General features: G+C 44.3%; 18 protein-coding genes. 16 read left to right on the top strand and 2 right to left on the bottom strand.

Translation table 11 applies throughout. The features are described 5' to 3' along the window. Window positions 1–202: 202 nt before the first annotated feature. Window positions 203–1,294: a resuscitation-promoting factor gene (locus H8Z77_RS09160; protein ID WP_186996822.1), complete on the top strand. Its 1,092-nt coding sequence runs from the start codon at window positions 203–205 to the stop codon at window positions 1,292–1,294. Window positions 1,295–1,589: 295 nt separating this feature from the next. Then, a complete protein-coding gene (locus tag H8Z77_RS09155) occupies window positions 1,590–2,366 on the top strand; it encodes a hypothetical protein (protein WP_186996821.1) in 777 nt (258 codons plus the stop codon). A 532-nt stretch (window positions 2,367–2,898) separates the two neighbouring features. Here H8Z77_RS09155 and H8Z77_RS09150 read toward each other — a convergent pair. After that, window positions 2,899–3,924 (bottom strand): AraC family transcriptional regulator, encoded by a 1,026-nt coding sequence (locus H8Z77_RS09150; RefSeq protein ID WP_069987678.1) that lies wholly within the window; start codon window positions 3,922–3,924, stop codon window positions 2,899–2,901. 204 nt (window positions 3,925–4,128) lie between these two features. On the opposite strand from H8Z77_RS09150, the gene H8Z77_RS09145 reads away from it, so the two are divergent. From H8Z77_RS09145 to H8Z77_RS09080, 14 genes are all read left to right on the top strand, one after another. Further along, a complete protein-coding gene (locus tag H8Z77_RS09145; protein ID WP_186996820.1) occupies window positions 4,129–6,342 on the top strand; it encodes a glycosyl hydrolase in 2,214 nt (737 codons plus the stop codon). A 262-nt stretch (window positions 6,343–6,604) separates the two neighbouring features. Continuing rightward, window positions 6,605–7,126 carry a P-loop nucleotide/nucleoside kinase family protein gene (locus H8Z77_RS09140; RefSeq protein ID WP_102732904.1) on the top strand — a complete coding sequence of 174 codons (522 nt, stop codon included), beginning with the start codon at window positions 6,605–6,607 and terminating at the stop codon, window positions 7,124–7,126. Between the two features lie 361 nt (window positions 7,127–7,487). Next, the gene (gene tet(W), locus H8Z77_RS09135) at window positions 7,488–9,407 is read left to right on the top strand and encodes a tetracycline resistance ribosomal protection protein Tet(W) (RefSeq protein ID WP_002586627.1); all 1,920 of its coding nucleotides are present in this window, start codon (window positions 7,488–7,490) and stop codon (window positions 9,405–9,407) included. Between the two features lie 50 nt (window positions 9,408–9,457). Next, window positions 9,458–10,225: a class I SAM-dependent methyltransferase gene (locus H8Z77_RS09130; protein ID WP_186996819.1), complete on the top strand. Its 768-nt coding sequence runs from the start codon at window positions 9,458–9,460 to the stop codon at window positions 10,223–10,225. A gap of 204 nt (window positions 10,226–10,429) precedes the next feature. Then, on the top strand, window positions 10,430–10,876 hold the full coding sequence (locus H8Z77_RS09125) for an RNA polymerase sigma factor (protein WP_003505338.1): 447 nt from the start codon (window positions 10,430–10,432) through the stop codon (window positions 10,874–10,876). Continuing rightward, window positions 10,866–11,069, top strand: coding sequence for a helix-turn-helix domain-containing protein (locus tag H8Z77_RS09120; protein ID WP_003505336.1), 204 nt, complete (start codon window positions 10,866–10,868; stop codon window positions 11,067–11,069). The genes H8Z77_RS09125 and H8Z77_RS09120 overlap by 11 nt, the downstream gene beginning before the upstream one ends. A 624-nt stretch (window positions 11,070–11,693) precedes the next feature. Beyond that, on the top strand, window positions 11,694–12,092 hold the full coding sequence (locus tag H8Z77_RS09115; protein ID WP_002569238.1) for a plasmid mobilization protein: 399 nt from the start codon (window positions 11,694–11,696) through the stop codon (window positions 12,090–12,092). After that, the gene (locus tag H8Z77_RS09110) at window positions 12,064–13,686 is read left to right on the top strand and encodes a relaxase/mobilization nuclease domain-containing protein (RefSeq protein ID WP_002569237.1); all 1,623 of its coding nucleotides are present in this window, start codon (window positions 12,064–12,066) and stop codon (window positions 13,684–13,686) included. The genes H8Z77_RS09115 and H8Z77_RS09110 overlap by 29 nt, the downstream gene beginning before the upstream one ends. A gap of 185 nt (window positions 13,687–13,871) precedes the next feature. Continuing rightward, on the top strand, window positions 13,872–14,084 hold the full coding sequence (locus H8Z77_RS09105; protein ID WP_002569236.1) for a hypothetical protein: 213 nt from the start codon (window positions 13,872–13,874) through the stop codon (window positions 14,082–14,084). Then, on the top strand, window positions 14,074–14,823 hold the full coding sequence (locus H8Z77_RS09100) for a phage replisome organizer N-terminal domain-containing protein (protein ID WP_002569235.1): 750 nt from the start codon (window positions 14,074–14,076) through the stop codon (window positions 14,821–14,823). Before H8Z77_RS09105 ends, H8Z77_RS09100 begins: the two co-directional genes overlap by 11 nt. Then, a complete protein-coding gene (locus tag H8Z77_RS09095; RefSeq protein ID WP_002569234.1) occupies window positions 14,820–15,674 on the top strand; it encodes an ATP-binding protein in 855 nt (284 codons plus the stop codon). The genes H8Z77_RS09100 and H8Z77_RS09095 overlap by 4 nt, the downstream gene beginning before the upstream one ends. Next, window positions 15,671–15,859, top strand: a complete 189-nt coding sequence (locus tag H8Z77_RS09090) for a transposon-encoded TnpW family protein (RefSeq protein ID WP_002569233.1) — start codon at window positions 15,671–15,673, stop codon at window positions 15,857–15,859. The genes H8Z77_RS09095 and H8Z77_RS09090 overlap by 4 nt, the downstream gene beginning before the upstream one ends. 111 nt (window positions 15,860–15,970) lie before the next feature. Next, on the top strand, window positions 15,971–17,581 hold the full coding sequence (locus tag H8Z77_RS09085; RefSeq protein WP_002569232.1) for a recombinase family protein: 1,611 nt from the start codon (window positions 15,971–15,973) through the stop codon (window positions 17,579–17,581). A gap of 21 nt (window positions 17,582–17,602) precedes the next feature. Beyond that, window positions 17,603–19,645: an FIVAR domain-containing protein gene (locus tag H8Z77_RS09080; protein WP_186996818.1), complete on the top strand. Its 2,043-nt coding sequence runs from the start codon at window positions 17,603–17,605 to the stop codon at window positions 19,643–19,645. A gap of 416 nt (window positions 19,646–20,061) precedes the next feature. Here the strand turns inward: H8Z77_RS09080 and H8Z77_RS09075 are convergent, their stop codons facing one another. Further along, the gene (locus H8Z77_RS09075; RefSeq protein ID WP_069987535.1) at window positions 20,062–20,592 is read right to left on the bottom strand and encodes a dihydrofolate reductase family protein; all 531 of its coding nucleotides are present in this window, start codon (window positions 20,590–20,592) and stop codon (window positions 20,062–20,064) included. Between the last annotated feature and the right edge of the window lie 742 nt (window positions 20,593–21,334).

The following is a 21,334-nucleotide window of genomic DNA, read 5'->3' as shown; positions in this document are numbered from 1 at the left end:
ATCAAAATATAGTTTCGGTTTTCCAAGTGTAAATTGATACAGATTGTGTGATTATATATATTTTATATAAATATCAACAGTATTTTAGCCTTGACAATTGCTATTTTACTGCATATAATAGCTACAAAACGGTTACAAACAGTAACAATCTGCAAAACATATATCCATAGTGATATGTTTTGTTCATTAAGGAGTTAAACACATGCAATCATTTTTACGTAAACTGAAAGAGATGTGTTCTGCTAAAACAAGAACCATTGTCATCAGTGGGGTGTGCGCTTTTGTTATGCTTTCTACACCAGTATTAACTGGTATTGCAAGTTTTAATTGCAGAGTAGAAATTTATGACAACGGACAATTCGTAAAATCGGTATTGACAAATAAGCAAACAGCAGATGAAATCCTAAACGATTTAGGAGTAGAAACTTCTGCCAATGATGAAGTGCTATGGATGGATGTTGATAACAACCATGCAAACATCCGAATTAACAGGGCGTTTGATGTTTCTGTTACAGCGGATGGAAAAACAGTACAAGTACCTATGGTACGTGGAACTGTTCAGGATGCACTGGAGTTGGCAAATGTGGCGGTAGGTTCAACAGATACGGTGTCAGAGGATGTAAACAATGTAGTAAAAGAAGGAACATCCATTACCGTTGTCCGTGTTACCACCAATGAGGTAGCAGAACAAGTTGAGCTGCCATTTGAAACCATTTATCAAGAAACAGATGGTTTGTTAAAAGGGGTAACCCAAGAACAAACTGCAGGCTCTACTGGTACACGGGTAGATTATTATTCCTGCACTTATGAGGACGGCAACCTTGTTTCCCGTTCGGAACAGCCGGTTCGATCCGAAGTAACCGTTCAACCGGTAAATCGTGTCGTTTTAGTGGGGACAAAAACCCCAGTAGAACAAAAAAGTGTAGCAGGAAAATCTGTTATTTCTGAATTGGATACACCTGCGGGGATTAGCTTTGATGGAAATGGAATCCCTACCAATTATACAAAAGTAATTACAGGCCGTGGGGTAGCTTATACCGCTCCAGCAGGCGCCCGTACCTCAACAGGTAGAACGGTAAAACCTGGTTATGTTGCCGTAAATCCAAATGTGATCCCTTATGGGACAAAGATGTATATTGCCAGCGCAGATGGGCGTGTATATGGCTATGCGATTGCAGCTGATACTGGTGGATCCTGTATGAAAAACGAAATCTTAGTTGATTTATTTATGAACTCAGAAGGTGAATGCCGTAATTGGGGTTCTAGGACTGTAAATATTTATATTTTGCCATAACCAAAGAGTTAAAATACCGATGCAAAAGCTTTGATTGATATCAATCAAAGCTTTTTTGTTTTATCTAATATAGAAAAAATAGTATAACATAAACTTTGTCTTATAATGGATCGCTTAATAAAAGCTGGCTTACTATATTTCTTTATGGGAAGCAGGAATACTTTTGAGTTTTACTTCATATGCAATGGATATCCTCAATAAAAATATTGGTTATAACAATAAATCTGGACAGAAATCATGATTTGTGGTATACTCAAAATAAATAGAGATGTCCAGCCAGAAAGGTGGAATTGCAATGAGTGAATATAATGTGATGTTTACGATGTATATTATAGTATTACTGGTGAGCATATGTTTGGTCGTGATCCCGCAGTATGTATTAAATGGAATAGCTTATATGAAATTGGCAAAACGGAGGAATATGCCAAACCATTGGCTTGCTTGGGTTCCATTTGCCAATTCTTACTTAATTGGCGCTGTTGCGGATAACATCAATGGGCAATATCAAAAACCAACCAATCGTCGCGTTCTTTTATTAGTACTTTCCATTATTTCTGTTGTGACAACCACAATTTCTTCCATATTTTCTGTCAATATTATCTTTGATCTTTTATACAATATTCAATGGATTGAGCAAGGTATGTATACCCCTGACCTTTCCTCTTTTGGATGGATGATTATATTGATGAGTGTACTGATGATTATTGGGGTTACGGCATCTATTTGGGGAACTGTTTTGCAGTTTATGAGTTACTATACGGTATTTAAAGAGTATGCACCGGATAATAGCGGGCTTTTTATTGCTGTGAGTTTAGTAGCATATTTATTGCTCAGTATGACTTTTTTACCTGGGATCTTTATTTTAATTATCCAAAAAAATACCCCTCAATTTATTTTATTAAATACACGTAGTGCATATCATTATGGGCCTTATGGGCAGCCACAACAGCCTTATCAGGGAGGACAGCAGCCTCCTTATGGAAATCCTCCATATCCACCACAACCACCTTACCAACAGCAACCACCACAAAACCAGAATCAAAATAACGATAATAATCCATATCAACAGTAATAAAATTTTTCTATAAAAAAGCCCAGATTTGGTTTTTTATTTTAGTGGGAAAAATGTATTAGGGATTTTTGTAAGCATTCAAAGGGCGTAACAAACGTATAAACTGGCACTAATTTTTGTTTCATCTGTTTCTTCGTTCTATCTGCTTTTATGATGAAATTATGTGTGGATTATCGTATTTATGAATCAAATCCATATGTGGATTCCACTATTGTGCTATTGATGTTATTTTAGGCATGTTTCCTTTTCGTGATGATATTTTTACATAAAATACCCCCTGTTCTATTAGAGCAGGGGGTATGTTTGCTGTATATGATTAAAATTTTTTGGTTCTATTGGAGATTATAAAATAAAAAAGATGTTATGTACAAGGAAAGATAGTGATTTTTTATCACGAAAGTAGAGGCAGTAACTTATATTGTATTTTTATAAAATATTTTTCATATAGTTACAGGTTACATGATCTATATTGCTTTTATTTGATATAGATAAGAAGTATTTATATTCCTTTATCCGGGGTTCGAAATCTGTCTTATTGGAATTCATAAGGAAAATGTTCCAAATTGGTACTGGTGTGAATTCTTTTCCGATACTCAGATGGTGTCATTTGGTATTGTTTTTGGAACACACGGTAAAAGTAGCTTCGATTCGAGTATCCTACTTCTTCCACAATATCTGCAATAGAAAGGTCAGTCTGTTTTAAAAGCTGACAGGCATGACTTAGTTTAAACCCTTGTACAATATCAGAAAACCCCTTCCCGGTATATTTTTTCAGCAAGCTGGGTAAATACTTTGGGTGATAATTAAAGTGCTCTGATACTGATTGTACGGTTACTGTTTTATAATTTTCCGCAAGGTAAGCAATAATATTGGAGAGGTTTGCTTTTGAAAATTCTTTACGGCTAGTATCCTCCAACTGTTTTTGATAACCTCGGGTCAATTCTACAAATAAACAGGATAATAAAGATTCCACTACGCTTTGTTGATATAAAGCAGTATGAAAATATTCGGTTAAAATCCGTTTTAGATATTCTTGTATTGTCGTTTGATTTAAATATTGTTGAGAAAACACCAAATAGTTTTTCTCCTGTTTTTTTTGGAACAATGAGTCTACAAAAAAATTGGCTAATAACTGGTTGTCTAAAATTAGGTTCATAAAAGATTTTTCAAACAAATCATTGGTCATCAAAATATTTAAGGCGAGGGCATTTTCACCGATGGTAACAGGGGTGTGGATGGCATCTGGGTTCATCAGGCAAAAATCTCCCTGTTCCAGATCTATTTTGATACGGTCCACCTGGTTCTTCATTCTTCCCCGATAGACATAGATCAACTCAAAAAAACTATGCTTGTGCGCAACCTGGATTTTATTAAATTCCGGAATATGGAGGTTGATCCCAATATCGTTTAGTTTGAAGTATTTTCCCATGGATTCTTTATTGATCCTCCATCTTGCATGGGGATTTTTCAATTCTTCCGGCTGAAATGGCTTCAGTTTTTCCCGGTCAGGGTTTCTTTGCTGGTGGAGCATTGTATCCATAATTTTATCCAATTCCATAAAAAATCCTCCTTCCCTCCATTCTTTATTATAATAAAAATTGTTGTAAAAATCAATCTATTAAATAAAATAACTGGATATAGTGTACAATTTATTGAGGTTTACCTTACATTACGATACTGACAATATTGTTCCATTCTATTATACTAAAAATATCATAAATACAATGATTTTTTATTAGTAATAGAAAAAGGAGGATCTATTATGAAAAAATCTCATAAACTGTTGGCAGCAGTTCTGTCGGCAACTATGCTGTTATCTGCAACAGCGACCGTTCTGCCAGCCAATGCGACACAAGCGGATTCCAATTCGGCTATCTCTTATTTTAAGAATCCGGATTACACCGCGAAACCAATGGCAAGGATGTGGTTCCCCGATGCGACCGCTGGAATTGATGACAACGATGTTATTGAAAAACAAATCAATTCTTTGGCAGAAGCAGGGTTTGGTGGCGTTGAAATCGCCATGCTTTCCGACTCCACTAGTTATACCAATGACCAGGCGGAATACTGCGGATGGGGTTCTGATTCCTGGGTAAAATTACTGAAAAAAGTTTACAAAGCGGCAAACGCTATTGAAGGTGGTTTTGTTGTTGACCTGACGATTACCGCACACTGGCCACCATGCGTGAACACCATTGACCCCAACGACCCTCAAACTTCCAAACAAACAGCAGTATCCTTTACCCCTGTTACCGCGGAAGATATCCAAAATGGTTCTGTTGAACTAAAATTACCGGAAACCAAAACAACAGATGGCAAGAACGCTCATTTTATTTTTACCGATACGTTGGTTTCTACCAACCTGGCAAAAGTGGTTTCCGTAACAGATAAAGAAGAAAAAGGAACTCCTTATACAGAATATAACCTGGATTTCTCCAGCTTAAAAGGGATGGATGCTTCCGAAATTGAAGGAAAAACAACACCAGCAGGTATTCCAGACAAAGCGTATGCGGAATCCCAAGGCTGGGACTATCAGGAGACCCTGGATGCTTTCGGCCCAGAACAGGCGGACCCAAATGAAACAGCAAAAGTGGACGCCGATGGAAACAGAAAACGTATGGCAGATGAACAGCACTACTATCAGGCGGATTTATCTGGACTCACCGCGGATGATGTAAGCGATGGGGATTATGTGCTGGTTTCTGTTTATTACCGTGGTACTGGACAGTTGTTTAACGGTGGTTCTTCTGTAGTAATGCACAACAGATGCTATGTAATGGATTTCTTTAATGACGATGGCATCAATGCGATTACAGACTATTGGGATAACTATATCTTAAATGATACCGAGCTGGCGGCAATGATCCGTGAAAACGGCGGCAGCATTTTTGAGGATTCCATTGAAGCAAATAAAACTACCAACCTGTGGGCACCTGACCTGAAAGAAGAAATTGCCGCTTACTATGGAGAGAATTACCAATATCAGGATGTTATAGCAGCGGTTGTCGCCAGTGAACGCACCTATGGTGGATTTGGTGCAAGTGCTGATCCAAAAGATTTGGTTTATACCTATGACAATGAGGAAGAAAAAGAGTTAGGTGCCAGAATTGTTGAAGACTATAACGATATTATGGGGCATCTCTACGAAACACAACACTGTATTCCAGCGAATAAATGGGCAGAAAGCATTGGATGCAACTACCGTGCGCAAACTTATGATTTAACAGGTTTGGATATTGCAGGCGCTGCTTCAATTGTTACAATCCCAGAAGGGGATAACATGACAAAAGGGGATGGTTTACGCCAGTTGTCTGCAGCGGCAAATTTATATGACAAAAAATACCTGTCTATGGAAGCGATTACAGGACGTACTATCTATCAATACAACTGGGAAGATATTCTGTTTGAACTGACAGCCAACTTCTCCTGGGGTGTGAATAGGGCGATCTTCCACGGAAGCGCTTATTCAAAATCCATCAATGGATTCCATGCGGACTGGCCAGGTTGGGACCCATTTGGCGGTTCTTTTGGTGAACCTTATAGCTACCGTCAAACTTATTGGGACAAAATGGATATGGTAACCGATTATGTGTCCCGTAATCAAGCCCTGCTACAGTACGCGAACCAAAAAGTTGATGTCGCTGTTATACGAGATGGCCCATTGGCATTTGAATTCCCAAATGGAAACTCTATGCAGGCATTGTTGGACAACGGTTATTCTTACAATATCATGAGTGAGGCACTGATCAATGGCGAAAATGCCCATGATGTACAAAACCAGATGATCTATCCGGATGGCCCTGGCTATAAAGCGTTGGTATTAAGCGAAGTTTCCACCATCTCTGTAGAATCAATGGAAACCATTCTGGATTACGCAAAAGCTGGTATACCAATTATTTCTTATTCCAGCAATCCTTCCAAAGTATATGGGACAGAAAAATCAGACAATACGGATGCAAATGCTCATGTACGGTAAGGAAGCAAGCAACCGAAAACAAGAGATAGACCGCCAGCACTACACTATTCCGAACCAAAGACCAAAAGATAAGCATTGTGGGAAAATCTAAACTTTTGGATTTTCCTACAATGCCGACTACGGCGGAATCCCTCCCACTCCTTATATCTTTCTTTCCGTATACATTGAATTTGTATTTAGTAAATGCTATAATGTCCCTATTCAAATTATAAATGTGTTGAATTAGTTACATGTACATATTTTTTGTGCCGGAGGAAGTGAAATGAAACAAAAAATTTATCTCATTACAGGCTTAATGGCTTCTGGAAAATCTACAGTTTCCGATTTACTGGCAAAATCAATAGAAAAATGCGTCCATCTTCGTGGTGATGTGTTCCGAAAAATGATTATTTCAGGCAGAGAAAATATGTCAGCTACCCCATCAGCGGAAGCAGTCCGCCAGCTGTACCTTCGATACAAATTGACTGCTGATGCGGCAAGGTCATACTTTGACAACGGCTTTTCTGTAGTGATCCAAGATAACTACTACGGTGATGAATTAAACCGAATGATAAATTATCTGCATAAATACCCTGTTGAGGTTGTCGTTCTTTGTCCAGATGTGGAAACAATAAAAGAAAGGGAACGATACAGGGAGAAAACAGGCTATTCCGGCTTTACGGTTGAAACCTTATACGATACATTTATGCAGACAACACCACGGATCGGCTTTTGGTTGGACAATTCCAACCAAACACCACAGCAGACAGCAGAAAACATTCTGAACGCTAGGAAGCCGGTATGATTGTTACATATAAGGGGAAGAAAAATTTCTTTTAGGTACTTGCTTTCCTAAAACTGATGTGATATAATAGCTTCATTCCAGAAAAGGAGTAAAAAATATGCGGCAAGGTATTCTTAAATAAAACTATAATCAAATAGTGGGAACAAAGAATTATGATAGCTCCTTTTGTGGGGGCTTGGTTTTTTGTACCCAATTTAAGAATACTTTTGCCTTATCAATTTTGACATATTCAAAAAACAGCAATCACAAATAGGTGTATGCTGTATATGTGTATGTCCGCAAATTAGAATCCCCAGTGGTAAAAGTATTTTACTGCTGGGGATTTTTATGCCCTTTGGGGCTGTAAAGGGAGGACAATCACATGAAAATAATCAATATTGGAATTCTTGCCCATGTAGACGCTGGAAAGACGACCTTGACGGAGAGCCTGCTATATGCCAGCGGAGCCATTTCAGAACCGGGGAGCGTCGAAAAAGGGACAACGAGGACGGACACCATGTTTTTGGAGCGGCAGCGTGGGATTACCATTCAAGCGGCAGTCACTTCCTTCCAGTGGCACAGATGTAAAGTTAACATTGTGGATACGCCCGGCCACATGGATTTTTTGGCGGAGGTGTACCGCTCTTTGGCTGTTTTAGATGGGGCCATCTTGGTGATCTCCGCTAAAGATGGCGTGCAGGCCCAGACCCGTATTCTGTTCCATGCCCTGCGGAAAATGAACATTCCCACCGTTATCTTTATCAACAAGATCGACCAGGCTGGCGTTGATTTGCAGAGCGTGGTTCAGTCTGTTCGGGATAAGCTCTCCGCCGATATTATCATCAAGCAGACGGTGTCGCTGTCCCCGGAAATAGTCCTGGAGGAAAATACCGACATAGAAGCATGGGATGCGGTCATCGAAAATAACGATGAATTATTGGAAAAGTATATCGCAGGAGAACCAATCAGCCGGGAAAAACTTGCGCGGGAGGAACAGCAGCGGGTTCAAGACGCCTCCCTGTTCCCAGTCTATCATGGCAGCGCCAAAAATGGCCTTGGCATTCAACCGTTGATGGATGCGGTGACAGGGCTGTTCCAACCGATTGGGGAACAGGGGGGCGCCGCCCTATGCGGCAGCGTTTTCAAGGTTGAGTACACCGATTGCGGCCAGCGGCGTGTCTATCTACGGTTATACAGCGGAACGCTGCGCCTGCGGGATACGGTGGCCCTGGCCGGGAGAGAAAAGCTGAAAATCACAGAGATGCGTATTCCATCCAAAGGGGAAATTGTTCGGACAGACACCGCTTATCAGGGTGAAATTGTTATCCTTCCCAGCGACAGCGTGAGGTTAAACGATGTATTAGGGGACCAAACCCGGCTCCCTCGTAAAAGGTGGCGCGAGGACCCCCTCCCCATGCTGCGGACGACGATTGCGCCGAAAACGGCAGCGCAAAGAGAACGGCTGCTGGACGCTCTTACGCAACTTGCGGATACTGACCCGCTTTTGCGTTGCGAAGTGGATTCCATCACCCATGAGATCATTCTTTCTTTTTTGGGCCGGGTGCAGTTGGAGGTTGTTTCCGCTTTGCTGTCGGAAAAATACAAGCTTGAAACAGTGGTAAAGGAACCCTCCGTCATTTATATGGAGCGGCCGCTCAAAGCAGCCAGCCACACCATCCATATCGAGGTGCCGCCCAACCCGTTTTGGGCATCCATAGGACTGTCTGTTACACCACTCTCGCTTGGCTCCGGTGTACAATACGAGAGCCGGGTTTCGCTGGGATACTTGAACCAGAGTTTTCAAAACGCTGTCAGGGATGGTATCCGTTACGGGCTGGAGCAGGGCTTGTTCGGCTGGAACGTAACGGACTGTAAGATTTGCTTTGAATACGGGCTTTATTACAGTCCGGTCAGCACGCCGGCGGACTTCCGCTCATTGGCCCCGATTGTATTGGAACAGGCATTGAAGGAATCGGGGACGCAGCTGCTGGAACCTTATCTCTCCTTCATCCTCTATGCGCCCCAGGAATACCTTTCCAGGGCTTATCATGATGCACCGAAATACTGTGCCACCATCGAAACGGCCCAGGTAAAAAAGGATGAAGTTGTCTTTACTGGCGAGATTCCCGCCCGCTGTATACAGGCATACCGTACTGATCTGGCCTTTTACACCAACGGGCGGAGCGTATGCCTTACAGAGCTGAAAGGATATCAGGCCGCTGTCGGTCAGCCGGTCATCCAGCCCCGCCGTCCAAACAGCCGCCTGGACAAGGTGCGCCATATGTTTCAGAAGGTAATGTAAAGATACATAATCGTCAAGACGGCAACAATCAGAAGTTATGGAGGGTAACAATGGAATATAGTAAGGAAGATTTAATGGAAGCAAAAAAGCAAATTTGGGGAGTGGGAGAGAACATGGGAACAGAGGAAAGTAAAAAAATCTGGGAGGAGAACGCACAATTTTGGGATAATGCAATGGGTGACGAATCTAATGAATTTCACAGAGAGGTAGTGCGTCCCAAAGTAACGGAACTTCTATCTCCTAATCCTGCGGATTACATTTTGGATATTGCGTGTGGCAATGGAAATTATTCTTCGTATCTTGCACAAAGAGGCGCTTCGGTTGTCGCTTTTGATTACAGCAAAAAAATGATAGAATTGGCTAAAAGACGGCAATCACAATATGCAAAACAAATTGAATTTTGTGTGGCGGATGCGACCGATAGAAAAAGTATATTAGAATTAAAAAGAAATCGAGCCTTTACGAAAGCAGTTTCTAATATGGCAATTATGGATATTACGGATATTGAACCACTTCTTATGGCTGTTTATGAACTGTTGGAGGAAAGCGGAATTTTTGTCTTTGCAACGCAACACCCTTGTTTTATCACGTTGACTGAAAAATATATGACACCGCACAGTTACTATGGTATAGCGATTGAAGGGCAACCGGAGGAGCAGATTTATTATCATCGTTCCATACAAGATATTTTTAACCTTTGTTTTAGAGCTGGATTTGTCATTGATGGATTTTATGAAGAATGTTTCAAAAACAACAAAGAAATTCCTATGGTAATGATAGTAAGGCTTAAAAAGGTAAAACGTGATAGCTTAAAATAAATTCAAGTTTGCCGGATAAATAGCAAACCTGGCCGAGCCAGTCAACGGTCAAGATGAACGGGCTTCGCCCGCCGTTGACAGCCCCGCCCGGTTTTGCAGTTAGGCAGTCAAGGAGCGACAGCCTAAAGTGCTGCCGCCCCTTACTATCATAAAAAGCAACTACTAACCAGCCACAGCCCTTTTGGGAGGAAAGGGGGATTTTCCATGACCTGTACAGAAGAATATCGGGAACATATCGAGTACACTTTCCATGCCTTTTGCAAAGTCGTTATCCGAAATGCAACGATCAACGCAGCGAGGACACGGAGCAGGAAGCACAAAAGAGAAATATCCCTTGAATACCTCACAGACGAAAAGCACTACCCTTTAGGCACGACAGATGAATATTTCCAAGCCCCGGAGCCGGACGAGGAATACATACTTACCCTTTGCGGCGATACGGTCATTTTCAGCAGCGGCTTACTTGCGGAAGCCCTGTCACGGCTGGACGAACGGGAGCGGGAAATGATTTACCTGTCCTTTTTCAAGCGTATTCCACAGCACGAAATTGGCAGACAGTACGGGCGCAGCCGCAGCACAGCGGGCTACCATATCCGAAAAGTCCTACGGCAGCTCCAAGCGGAAATGGAGGGAATGGCATATGAGAAATAATAGGCTTCTCCCCTATGAAACAATCGTCCAAGCCACCAGCGGGGAGCCGGAAGCGGTGGGAACTGTATTGCAGTATTACCGCCGCCGCATACAATGTGCCGCCCGTGTGAATGGACGGGTAGACCAAGATACAGAGGACTACATCACCCAGACGCTTCTCACAGCTATTTTCAAGTTCCGCTTTGGGAGATAGCCCTACCGCCTACAACTGAATAACCGCCGCTTCGCCGGCAACCAGAAAGCAGTAAATCTATTCAACAGATTTGCTGCTTTTTTTCGTTCCTGTTTGGCATTTTTGAAAATCCCCAGTATGAAAAAACAAAAGGGAAAATTGCCGCCGCAGTTGGCAAAATCCCTTACTTATCCGTGGAGGGTATCAAAGAAAAAAATACTGCCATTGTCCGCCTTTTTCGGCTTGCGTGGTGTTGTAGGGAATAAGGGGAAATTCTAAAAATCTCCGTCCATTTTGCTTTGCGTGGTGTTGTAGGTAGTGAAAGGAAAATTTTCAAGATATGCCGGAATAGCGGGTAGCAAAGCCCTTTTGAAACGTCTTGTTAGCGGAAAGTACGGAAGCCGGGGAACGCCGGAGTTTTTCAGAGCAAGATTCTACCGCAGTACCAAAATTCGCTTATCGCTCATTTTGCCCCTGCGGGAATCTTGTTGGGGAGTGCCTTCCCCAAACCCTGCTTATGCGGCTTACGCCGCTGGAAAATCCCTCAAAATAATTTTTCGGATTTTTCAAAAACAGTTCCGCTTTACACCCTGTTTTTCTCCTATTAGTGAGAGGACACCACGCACAGCCGAAGGAGGTTTTACCATGCGAAAACGATATAACACGCCGCACCGCAGCCGGGTAGTCAAGACACGCATGACCGAGGAAGAATACGCCGAGTTTGCGGAAAGGCTTTCTGCTTACAACATGAGCCAAGCCGAGTTTATCCGGCAAGCCATAACCGGGGCAGCCATACGCCCCATCATAACCGTTTCCCCCGTCAATGACGAGTTGCTTGCCGCTGTCGGGAAGCTGACCGCCGAATACGGCAGGATCGGCGGCAACTTAAACCAGATAGCCCGGACGCTGAACGAGTGGCACAGCCCCTACCCGCAGCTTGCCGGGGAGGTACGGGCGGCGGTTTCCGACCTTGCTGCCCTAAAGTTTGAAGTCTTGCAGAAAGTGGGTGACGCTGTTGGCAACATTCAAACATATCAGCTCTAAAAATGCGGACTATGGCGCAGCGGAAGCCTATCTCACATTTGAGCATGACGAGTTTACCATGAAGCCCACCCTTGATGAAAACGGGCGGCTGATACCGAGGGAGGATTACCGCATTTCTTCCCTCAACTGTGGGGGCGAGGATTTCGCTGTTGCCTGTATGCGGGCTAATCTCCGCTATGAGAAAAACCAAAAACGGGAAGATGTGAAAAGCCACCACTATATCATCAGCTTTGACCCACGGGACGGGACAGACAACGGCTTGACCGTAGACCGGGCGCAGGAGCTGGGCGAGCAGTTCTGTAAAGAGCATTTCCCCGGACACCAAGCCTTAGTCTGCACCCACCCGGACGGGCATAACCACAGCGGCAATATCCATGTGCATATCGTCATCAACTCCCTGCGGATTTATGAAGTCCCGCTTCTGCCCTACATGGACAGACCAGCCGACACACGGGAGGGCTGCAAGCACCGCTGCACCAACGCCGCTATGGAATATTTCAAGAGTGAAGTCATGGAGATGTGCCACCGGGAGGGGCTTTACCAAATCGACCTCCTAAGCGGCAGCAAGGAACGGATAACCGAACGGGAATACTGGGCGGCAAAGAAAGGACAGCTTGCCCTTGATAAAGAGAACGCTGTCAGAGAAGCCGCAGGACAGCCGACCAAGCCCACCAAGTTTGAAACGGACAAGGCGAAGCTGCGCCGGACGATACGGCAGGCACTTTCCCAAGCTGGCAGCTTTGACGAATTTTCTTCCCTTTTGCTGCGGGAGGGTGTGACCGTCAAGGAGAGCCGGGGGCGGCTTTCCTACCTCACGCCGGACAGGACAAAGCCTATCACAGCCCGGAAGCTGGGGGACGATTTTGACAAGGCTGCTGTCCTTGTCCTGCTTACGCAGAACGCCCACAGAGCCGCCGAACAGAGCAAAGCCATACTCGAATACCCTGCCGCGGTTAAAAAGCTGTCACAAGGGGAAAAAACCACAAAAACCACCCCGGCAGACAACACCTTGCAGCGCATGGTTGACCGGGAAGCCAAGCGAGCCGAGGGCAAGGGCGTGGGCTATGACCGCTGGGCGGCAAAGCACAACCTAAAGCAAATGGCAGCTACCGTTACCGCCTATCAGCAGTACGGCTTTTCTTCCCCGGAGGAACTGGACGAAGCCTGTTCTGCCGCCTATACCGCCATGCGGGAAAGCCTTACAGAGCTGAAGCAGATGGAAAAGACGCTGAACGGGAAAAAGGAGCTGCAACGGCAGGTGCTTGCCTATTCCAAGACCCGCCCTGTCCGGGACGGGCTGAAACAGCAGAAAAACGCCAAAGCAAAAGCAGCCTACCGTCAGAAGTACGAAAGCGACTTTATCATAGCAGACGCAGCCGCCCGCTATTTCAGGGAAAACGGCATTTCCAAGCTGCCGAGCTATAAAGCCCTGCAAGCAGAGATTGAAACCCTTATCCAAGAGAAAAACAGCGGCTACAACGATTACCGGGCAAAACGGGAGGAATACCGCCGCTTACAGACTGTCAAGGGCAATATCGACCAGATTTTACACCGGGAGCGCAAGCCTGTGAAAAGGCAGGAACAGGAACGATAAAAACCGCCCCAAAATGTACCCGAACCTATACAGAACAAGGGGGCTGCCCCGTACCCTATCCGCAAATACCAAAGGATTTTTTAACGGGCTTATAGGGCAGAAAAAACCCGAAAATGATACCGAGATGATACAGAATTACCGCCGATACCGCCACACCAGCGGAAACGGCAGAAAGGAGCGCACCCATGCCAAGAATGAGCAAGAAACGGCGGCTGGAATGGTCTTTTTTCCTGCGGCAAGTGAAAGTCGGGAATTCCACCTGCGATCGTATCACATACAATGACCTCTGCCGGGGCTGTACCCATAGCTGCAAGCAGAGCTTCCGGGCGGTTATCATACTCTGCCCCCACTACTACTCCAAACGCCGGAAAAAGGAGGACAGGGACAATGGCAGATAACCGCAAGTATTACTACCTCAAGCTGAAAGAGAACTTTTTTGACAGCGACTCCATTGTGCTGCTGGAAGATATGAAAGACGGGATTTTATACTCCAATATCCTCTTGAAGCTGTACTTAAAATCGCTGAAAAACGGCGGGAAATTGCAGCTTGACGAGCATATCCCCTACACAGCGCAGATGATAGCGACACTGACCCGCCACCAGATAGGGACGGTTGAGAGGGCTTTAGAGATTTTCCGGCAGTTGGGGCTTGTGGAGCAGCTTGACAGCGGGGCTTTCTATATGACCGACATTGAGCTGATGATAGGACAGTCCTCTACCGAAGCCGAGCGGAAACGGGCTGCAAGACTGGAAAACAAGGCACTTTTACCGCCCCGGACAAAAGGCGGACATTTGTCCGACATTCGTCCACCAGAGATAGAGATAGAGTTAGAGAAAGAGATAGAGATAGAAAAAGAGAGAGAGGGAGAAACGGGACACCCCGCCCCCGCCGCTTATGGCAGATACAACAATGTGATACTGACCGATACAGAGCTTTCCGGGCTAAAAACAGAGTTGCCCGACAAGTGGGAGTATTATATTGACCGGCTTTCCTGCCATATCGCTTCCACCGGGAAACAGTACCACAGCCATGCAGCCACCATTTACAAGTGGGCGCAGGAGGACGCTGCCAAAGGCAAGGCTGCCCCGAAACAGGGCATACCCGATTATTCATGCAAGGAGGGCGAGAGCTTATGAAAAACGGAATTGAAGCTATGATTACGGACATTACAGCCACTACCGCCGAAGCGGAGGACTACACAGGCGAGGACGGGCTTTTATACTGCGGTAAGTGCCATACGCCCAAAGAAGCCTATTTTGCAGAGGGAAAGACTTGTTTCGGGCGTGACCGCCACCCGGCAGAGTGCGACTGCCAGCGGGCAGCCCGTGAAAAGCAGCAAGCCGCCGAAAGCCGACAGAAGCACCTTGAAAAAGTGGAGGACTTGAAACGCCGGGGCTTTACCGACCCTGCTATGCGGAACTGGACATTTGAGCATGACAACGGCAGAAACCCGCAGACCGAAACCGCCCGCTTTTATGTGGAGAGCTGGGAAACCATGCAGGCTGAAAATATCGGCTACCTGTTTTGGGGCGGCGTGGGGACGGGAAAAAGCTACCTTGCCGCCTGTATCGCCAACGCCCTTATGGAAAAAGAGGTTGCCGTCTGCATGACAAACTTTGCAACGATACTGGGTGACCTTGCCGCCAGCTTTGAGGGCAGGAACGAATATATTTCCCGCCTTTGCAGCTACCCTCTGCTGATACTTGATGATTTCGGTATGGAGCGAGGAACAGAATACGGGCTGGAACAGGTTTACAGCGTGATTGACAGCCGTTACCGAAGCGGCAAGCCGCTGATCGCCACGACCAACCTCACGCTGGAGGAATTGCAGCACCCGCAGGACACGCCCCACGCCCGTATCTATGACAGGCTGACTTCCATGTGCGCCCCCGTCCGCTTCACGGGCAGCAACTTCCGAAAGGAAACCGCACAGGAAAAGCTGGAACGCTTAAAGCAACTGATGAAGCAGCGAAAGGAGAGCCTATGACAGAAACGAAACAGACAAGCACCACCAAAACAGACCGCCGCCCGGACTGTGTGACGGAAATCCGCATGGGCAACTCCGTCCTTACCGTTTCCGGCTTCTTCAAGCAGGGCGCAACCGACACCGCAGCCGACAAGATGATGAAAGTGCTGGAAGCGGAAGCTGCTACACAAAAAACGGCGATTTGACCGACCATAAAGAAGCAGATTTGACGCTTTTGCCGCTATACAGACAGCCGCCCCATGTGGTACAATCAAGGTACGGAATAGTGGGGCTGGCTGTCGGAAACGGAGGATTTTATGTTAAGACAGACCAACCAACAACCAATTACCGCCCTTTACCCAAGACTATCCCATGAGGACGAGCTGCAAGGCGAAAGCAATTCCATTTCCAATCAGAAGCGTATCCTTGAAACCTATGCAAAGCAGAACGGCTTTTCCAATCTGCGCTGGTACACGGACGACGGTTATTCTGGTGCGAACTTTCAAAGACCCGGTTTTCAAGCCATGCTTGCGGACATTGAAGCCGGAAAAGTCGGGACAGTTATCGTAAAGGATATGTCGAGGTTAGGGCGAAACTACCTGCAAGTGGGAATGTACACGGAAATGATTTTCCCACAGAAAGGTGTCCGCTTCATCGCTATCAATGACGGAGTGGACAGCGCACAGGGCGACAATGACTTTGCCCCGCTGCGGAATATCTTTAACGAATGGCTGGTGAGAGATACGAGCAAGAAAATCAAAGCAGTAAAACGCTCAAAAGGCATGAATGGCAAGCCCATCACAAGCAAGCCTGTGTATGGCTACCTCATGGACGAGGATGAAAATTTCATTATTGACGAGGAAGCTGCACCCGTAGTCAAGCAGATATACAACCTCTGTCTTGCCGGGAATGGTCCGACCAAGATAGCCCGTATGCTCACAGAGCAGCAAATCCCCACGCCGGGAACGCTTGAATACCGCAGGACGGGCAGCACCCGCCGCTACCACCCCGGCTATGAGTGCAAGTGGGCGACCAATACCGTAGTGCATATCCTTGAAAACCGGGAATACACAGGCTGTCTGGTAAATTTCAAGACAGAAAAACTTTCTTACAAAGTCAAGCACAGTGTAGAAAATCCCCCGGAAAAGCAAGTGATTTTCGAGAACCACCACGAGCCTATCATAGACACCCAAACATGGGAACGGGTGCAGGAGCTTCGCAAACAGCGCAAACGCCCAAACCGCTATGATGAAGTGGGTTTGTTCTCCGGCATACTGTTCTGTGCGGACTGCGGCAGCGTGATGTATCAGCAGCGATACCAGACGGACAAGCGCAAGCAGGACTGTTATATCTGCGGCAACTACAAGAAACGCACCCATGACTGTACGGCGCACTTTATCCGCACCGACCTCTTGACCGCTGGTGTACTCTCCAATCTGCGGAAAGTGACCAGCTATGCGGCAAAGCATGAAGCCCGGTTTATGAAACTCTTGATTGAGCAGAACGAGGACGGGGGCAAACGCAGGAACGCCGCCAAGAAAAAGGAACTGGAAGCCTCCGAGAAACGCATAGCCGAGTTATCCGCTATCTTCAAGCGGCTGTATGAGGACAGCGTGACCGGGCGCATATCAGACGAGCGTTTCACAGAGCTGTCGGCAGACTATGAAGCAGAGCAACGGGAGCTGAAAGAAAGAGCCGCTGCTATTCAAGCGGAGCTTTCCAAAGCACAGGAAGCCACCGTGAACGCAGAAAAGTTTATGAATGTTGTCCGGCGGCATACCAGCTTTGAAGAACTTACCCCTACTCTGCTGCGGGAGTTTGTAGAGAAAATCGTTGTGCATGAGTGCAGCTATGACGAGAACAAGACCCGCAGACAGGACATTGAGATTTATTATTCTTTTGTTGGCAAGGTGGACTTGCCCGAATAACCGCCCGACCTATCCGACACAATGCGCAAGTGCCGGATAGGAACGGCAAAATTTTTTACACTTCTATTACTTCTTTATCGCACATCAGTAAAAGTACAGGAATTATATCAAGAACTGTTAAATTTTGACAATGTAAAAGAAACTTCTAATAAAGATGAAATTCCTGAAATTTTAGAATCCTTGGACATTACCGGCTACGCCAACTATAGCATCCCAAAACTGGAAACCACCATGTATCAGGATACCATTGATGGAACCAACTATTACTACATGTTTAACGATGTTTCCACTTTCCAGGGTATGTTGACCGCAGGGTCTTCTAAAATGTACAAAACTGGGGAATATGGTGAAGCGATCCAGGATGCTATTGTAACACTGGAAGGCTCCGGAACCCCTTATATGCTGGATGCTATGACCGGGGAAATCACACAAATTGGAGAATACACTGACAATGGCGATGGTACCATCACCCTCTGCCTGGATAATCTGGATCCAGGAGCATCTACCATCATTGCAATTACCAATAATACAACCGACTTCCCTGCTCCATCTGACTATGTAACAGATGTGAATGCAGACAATGGTGATTACGAAATCGCACGTGACGTGGATCATAATGCGGTATTCCGCTCCAACACAGCGGGCAGTTACCAAGTTAGCTTGTCCGATGGCACAACAAAGGATGTTACCATTGATAAATCCGGTGAGGTATTGGATTTAAGCGATGCGAAATGGAATTTGACCATCGACAGTTATGGTCCAAAATATAAGGACGCAAGTAGTATGGTAGACCCAGAAACTGGAATACAAACCGTAGATCCTTCCGAAACAGAGATTATTACCGTTGATTTTGGAGAACAAAACCTAGTGAACTGGGCAGATATCCAGGCAACGGAAGAACAGCTGGCTACTTTAGGCGTTGCTTCTATGGATAATGTATCAGGACGTGGATACTATACCACTACATTTGATTGGGATGGTTCCAAAGCAAACCTGTGGATGTCCTATGGTAATGACCAAATTACCGGTATTACGATTAATGGTCAGGAAATTGATGTGATTAACAATCTGACAGATACGGTTGATTTAGGAAAATATTTAGTAGAAGGCTCCAATACTTTAACCATCGAACTCACTACTACCTTGAACAAACGTGCACGGGTAGAAAGCGATGTATTTGCTGGTAAGAGTACAAAAGCAGCAACAGCGATTACAGATAATGGCTTGGTAAGCGCAGTATTGACCCCATATACCGAAGTTGTTTTGGCTGATCAGGAACAAGCGGACAAAGGTATCCTGAACGCAGTAATTGCATACGCAGATGCAGCAAAAGCAAGTGGTGAATATGATAATGCCATCGAAAGTGTACAAAAATCCTTTGATGAAGCGTTGATGAATGCGAAAGCAGTTGCAGAAAATGATGCAGCAACTCAAGAAGAAGTGGATGCAGCATGGCAGACCTTATTGAACGAAATCCATAAATTAGGATTTGTAGCAGGCGATAAAACAGAGTTAGCAAGCTTAATCGCAGCAGCAGAAGGAATCGACCTGAGCAAGTATGTAGAAGCAGGTCAAGCGGAATTCACCGCAGCATTGGAAGCAGCTCAGAGCGTATACAAAGACGGAGACGCAATGCAGGCGGAAATCAATGAAGTAGCGGATAAGCTGTTAAACACAATGTTGAACCTGAGATACAAAGCAGATAAATCTATTCTGGAAGAAGTAGTAGCAAAAGCAAATCAGATAGATGCGAACGCATACACAGCAGAAAGCTACGCAGTACTGGAAGTAGCATTAAAAGATGCGGATGCAGTATTAGCAAATGAAAACGCAACCCAGAAAGAAGTAGACGTAGCAGTACAATCTGTGCAGGCTGCAATGGATAGTTTAGTAGCAGTAGAAGGAACAGAAACACCATCTGATAACAATGCTACTCAGACTGGACAGGAAAGCACAACAACCAAAGCAAACGCAGCGAAAACAGGGGACTTTGCCCCAATCGCAGGGTTGGCAGTATTGGCAGTAGCAGGTGCAGCAATCCTGATTACTCGTAAGAAAAAATAATATTGTAAAACTTCTTTTTCTCTTTTCTATCATTCATGCGCATATAGTTTATGCGCTGCTATAAAAATATCCCGCGGAATCAAGTTCCGCGGGATATTTTTATATGATGTCTTTCGATCTAGAAAAGCTTCCTAGCTTTCGTGAGGGAAAAAAGAATAGTACAACAATCATAATAGCGAGTTTTATACGAGCCGAAAAGGGAAATATTGTACGAAAAATAACGAATAAAAATAGGCTCATTTACAAGTGTACGTGTGATGCAACAATATAATTTAGTATCCCTTATAGAGGCTGTGCAATCCACTGATTGAACTGGTGGTCTTGACTGCTTTTAATGAAATAATATTAATTTACAGAGAAAATATAAAATTAGACTACTGTTTGACTGGAAATGATACTTGGAATAGCAGTTGTTTTCAACGGCGTTCGTAAATGAGGCCTGTAATGCCGTTACTGGTTTGGGTTTTGATTAATTTGAGCGGAAGTGCCTGTTCCATTTGTCCAAAAAGAGGGACTCCTTTTCCCAGAAGGATGGGAATAACCGAGATATAAAATTGGTCAATTAAATTTTCACGAATCAACTGTTGTGCCAGGTTTGCACCACCACAAATCCAGATATTTTTCCCTCTTTGCTGTTTTAACCTGGTGACTAACTCACAGGGATTTTCGTTGACAAACTGGATTTCACTGGTAGATATTAATTTTTTATGGGTTACAACAAAACTAGATATTCCATTATAGACCCATTGATTAGGAGAAAGTTCTGTTACAATTTGATGATAAGTATTCCAACCTAACACAACGGTATCAATAGTTTTCATAAATTCATCATAGTTACTATCCGGTATGGAAGTGGGGTCTTGCCCATTTAACCAATCGACTTGTCCGTTACCATCGGCAATATATCCATCTAAACTAATTGCGATAAATAAAATTACTTTTTTCATAGTGCTACCTCAAATCCATCTACAAGGGAAAATTGCTATTTTACCTAGCATGTCCGGTTATTGCGATGTATATTGCGTTTTGGGCAAAAAAATTCGGCAGAGATTTTTCAATCCCTGCCAGAAATAAAAAAAGAGAAAAAGAGAAAAAGAAAAGAAGATAAGACAAATCAATTAATTGATTTGTTGACTATATCATACCATCTTTTTTTGGTTTGTGCAATGTTTCAATTTGACATATTTCTGGTAATATTGTGACATTTCATGACCTGTTTGCGATATTTTCTTTTAAAAAGGGAATATATAGAAATTTATACTATCCATTCTGTAACTATTTTTTCGATATTATTTTTCAATTTGTAAGAACATACAGAATTTTTGCTGTTAACCATTTAGTAATCCGTTTAATAAGAAATAATTTCTACTTTTTCCACAAAATCAGCAATAAAAACAAATTTTAGTTTATCGAATTTATTTTTGTTTTATTCACAAAATACCGCCAGTATCTTCTGGCGGTATGTTTATTCTAGTTTATTTGGAAAAGAACAGGTTGATAGCCTTTTTTATAGTCCATGTTGATTTTATGCGGATAAAAAGGTATTGTTTGTTCGTACCAAACCTGTAGATTCGTTATGAAGGAGCATTTGTTTTTCCGATTAACGAGACTCTTGGATGCGATTGATCCATTTGTTGGAAAATTTTTGGATTAGATCAGGATAATTTAAATCATAGGTATCAATCGTAA

The organism is Clostridium facile, assembly GCF_014297275.1.
Lineage (GTDB): Bacteria > Bacillota > Clostridia > Oscillospirales > Ruminococcaceae > Massilioclostridium > Massilioclostridium facile.
Note: the sequence above shows the minus strand (reverse complement) of the source record. Positions and strands in the feature narration are given on the sequence as shown.

Bases quoted from the DNA above. Each gene is read 5' to 3' on its own strand.
- H8Z77_RS09160 (WP_186996822.1), top strand. From the start codon at position 203: ATGCAATCATTTTTACGTAAACTGAAAGAGATGTGTTCTGCTAAAACA.
- H8Z77_RS09155 (WP_186996821.1), top strand. From the start codon at position 1,590: ATGAGTGAATATAATGTGATGTTTACGATGTATATTATAGTATTACTG.
- H8Z77_RS09150 (WP_069987678.1), bottom strand. From the start codon at position 3,924: ATGGAATTGGATAAAATTATGGATACAATGCTCCACCAGCAAAGAAAC.
- H8Z77_RS09145 (WP_186996820.1), top strand. From the start codon at position 4,129: ATGAAAAAATCTCATAAACTGTTGGCAGCAGTTCTGTCGGCAACTATG.
- H8Z77_RS09140 (WP_102732904.1), top strand. From the start codon at position 6,605: ATGAAACAAAAAATTTATCTCATTACAGGCTTAATGGCTTCTGGAAAA.
- H8Z77_RS09130 (WP_186996819.1), top strand. From the start codon at position 9,458: ATGGAATATAGTAAGGAAGATTTAATGGAAGCAAAAAAGCAAATTTGG.
- H8Z77_RS09125 (WP_003505338.1), top strand. From the start codon at position 10,430: ATGACCTGTACAGAAGAATATCGGGAACATATCGAGTACACTTTCCAT.
- H8Z77_RS09120 (WP_003505336.1), top strand. From the start codon at position 10,866: ATGAGAAATAATAGGCTTCTCCCCTATGAAACAATCGTCCAAGCCACC.
- H8Z77_RS09115 (WP_002569238.1), top strand. From the start codon at position 11,694: ATGCGAAAACGATATAACACGCCGCACCGCAGCCGGGTAGTCAAGACA.
- H8Z77_RS09105 (WP_002569236.1), top strand. From the start codon at position 13,872: ATGCCAAGAATGAGCAAGAAACGGCGGCTGGAATGGTCTTTTTTCCTG.
- H8Z77_RS09100 (WP_002569235.1), top strand. From the start codon at position 14,074: ATGGCAGATAACCGCAAGTATTACTACCTCAAGCTGAAAGAGAACTTT.
- H8Z77_RS09095 (WP_002569234.1), top strand. From the start codon at position 14,820: ATGAAAAACGGAATTGAAGCTATGATTACGGACATTACAGCCACTACC.
- H8Z77_RS09090 (WP_002569233.1), top strand. From the start codon at position 15,671: ATGACAGAAACGAAACAGACAAGCACCACCAAAACAGACCGCCGCCCG.
- H8Z77_RS09085 (WP_002569232.1), top strand. From the start codon at position 15,971: ATGTTAAGACAGACCAACCAACAACCAATTACCGCCCTTTACCCAAGA.
- H8Z77_RS09080 (WP_186996818.1), top strand. From the start codon at position 17,603: ATGCGCAAGTGCCGGATAGGAACGGCAAAATTTTTTACACTTCTATTA.
- H8Z77_RS09075 (WP_069987535.1), bottom strand. From the start codon at position 20,592: ATGAAAAAAGTAATTTTATTTATCGCAATTAGTTTAGATGGATATATT.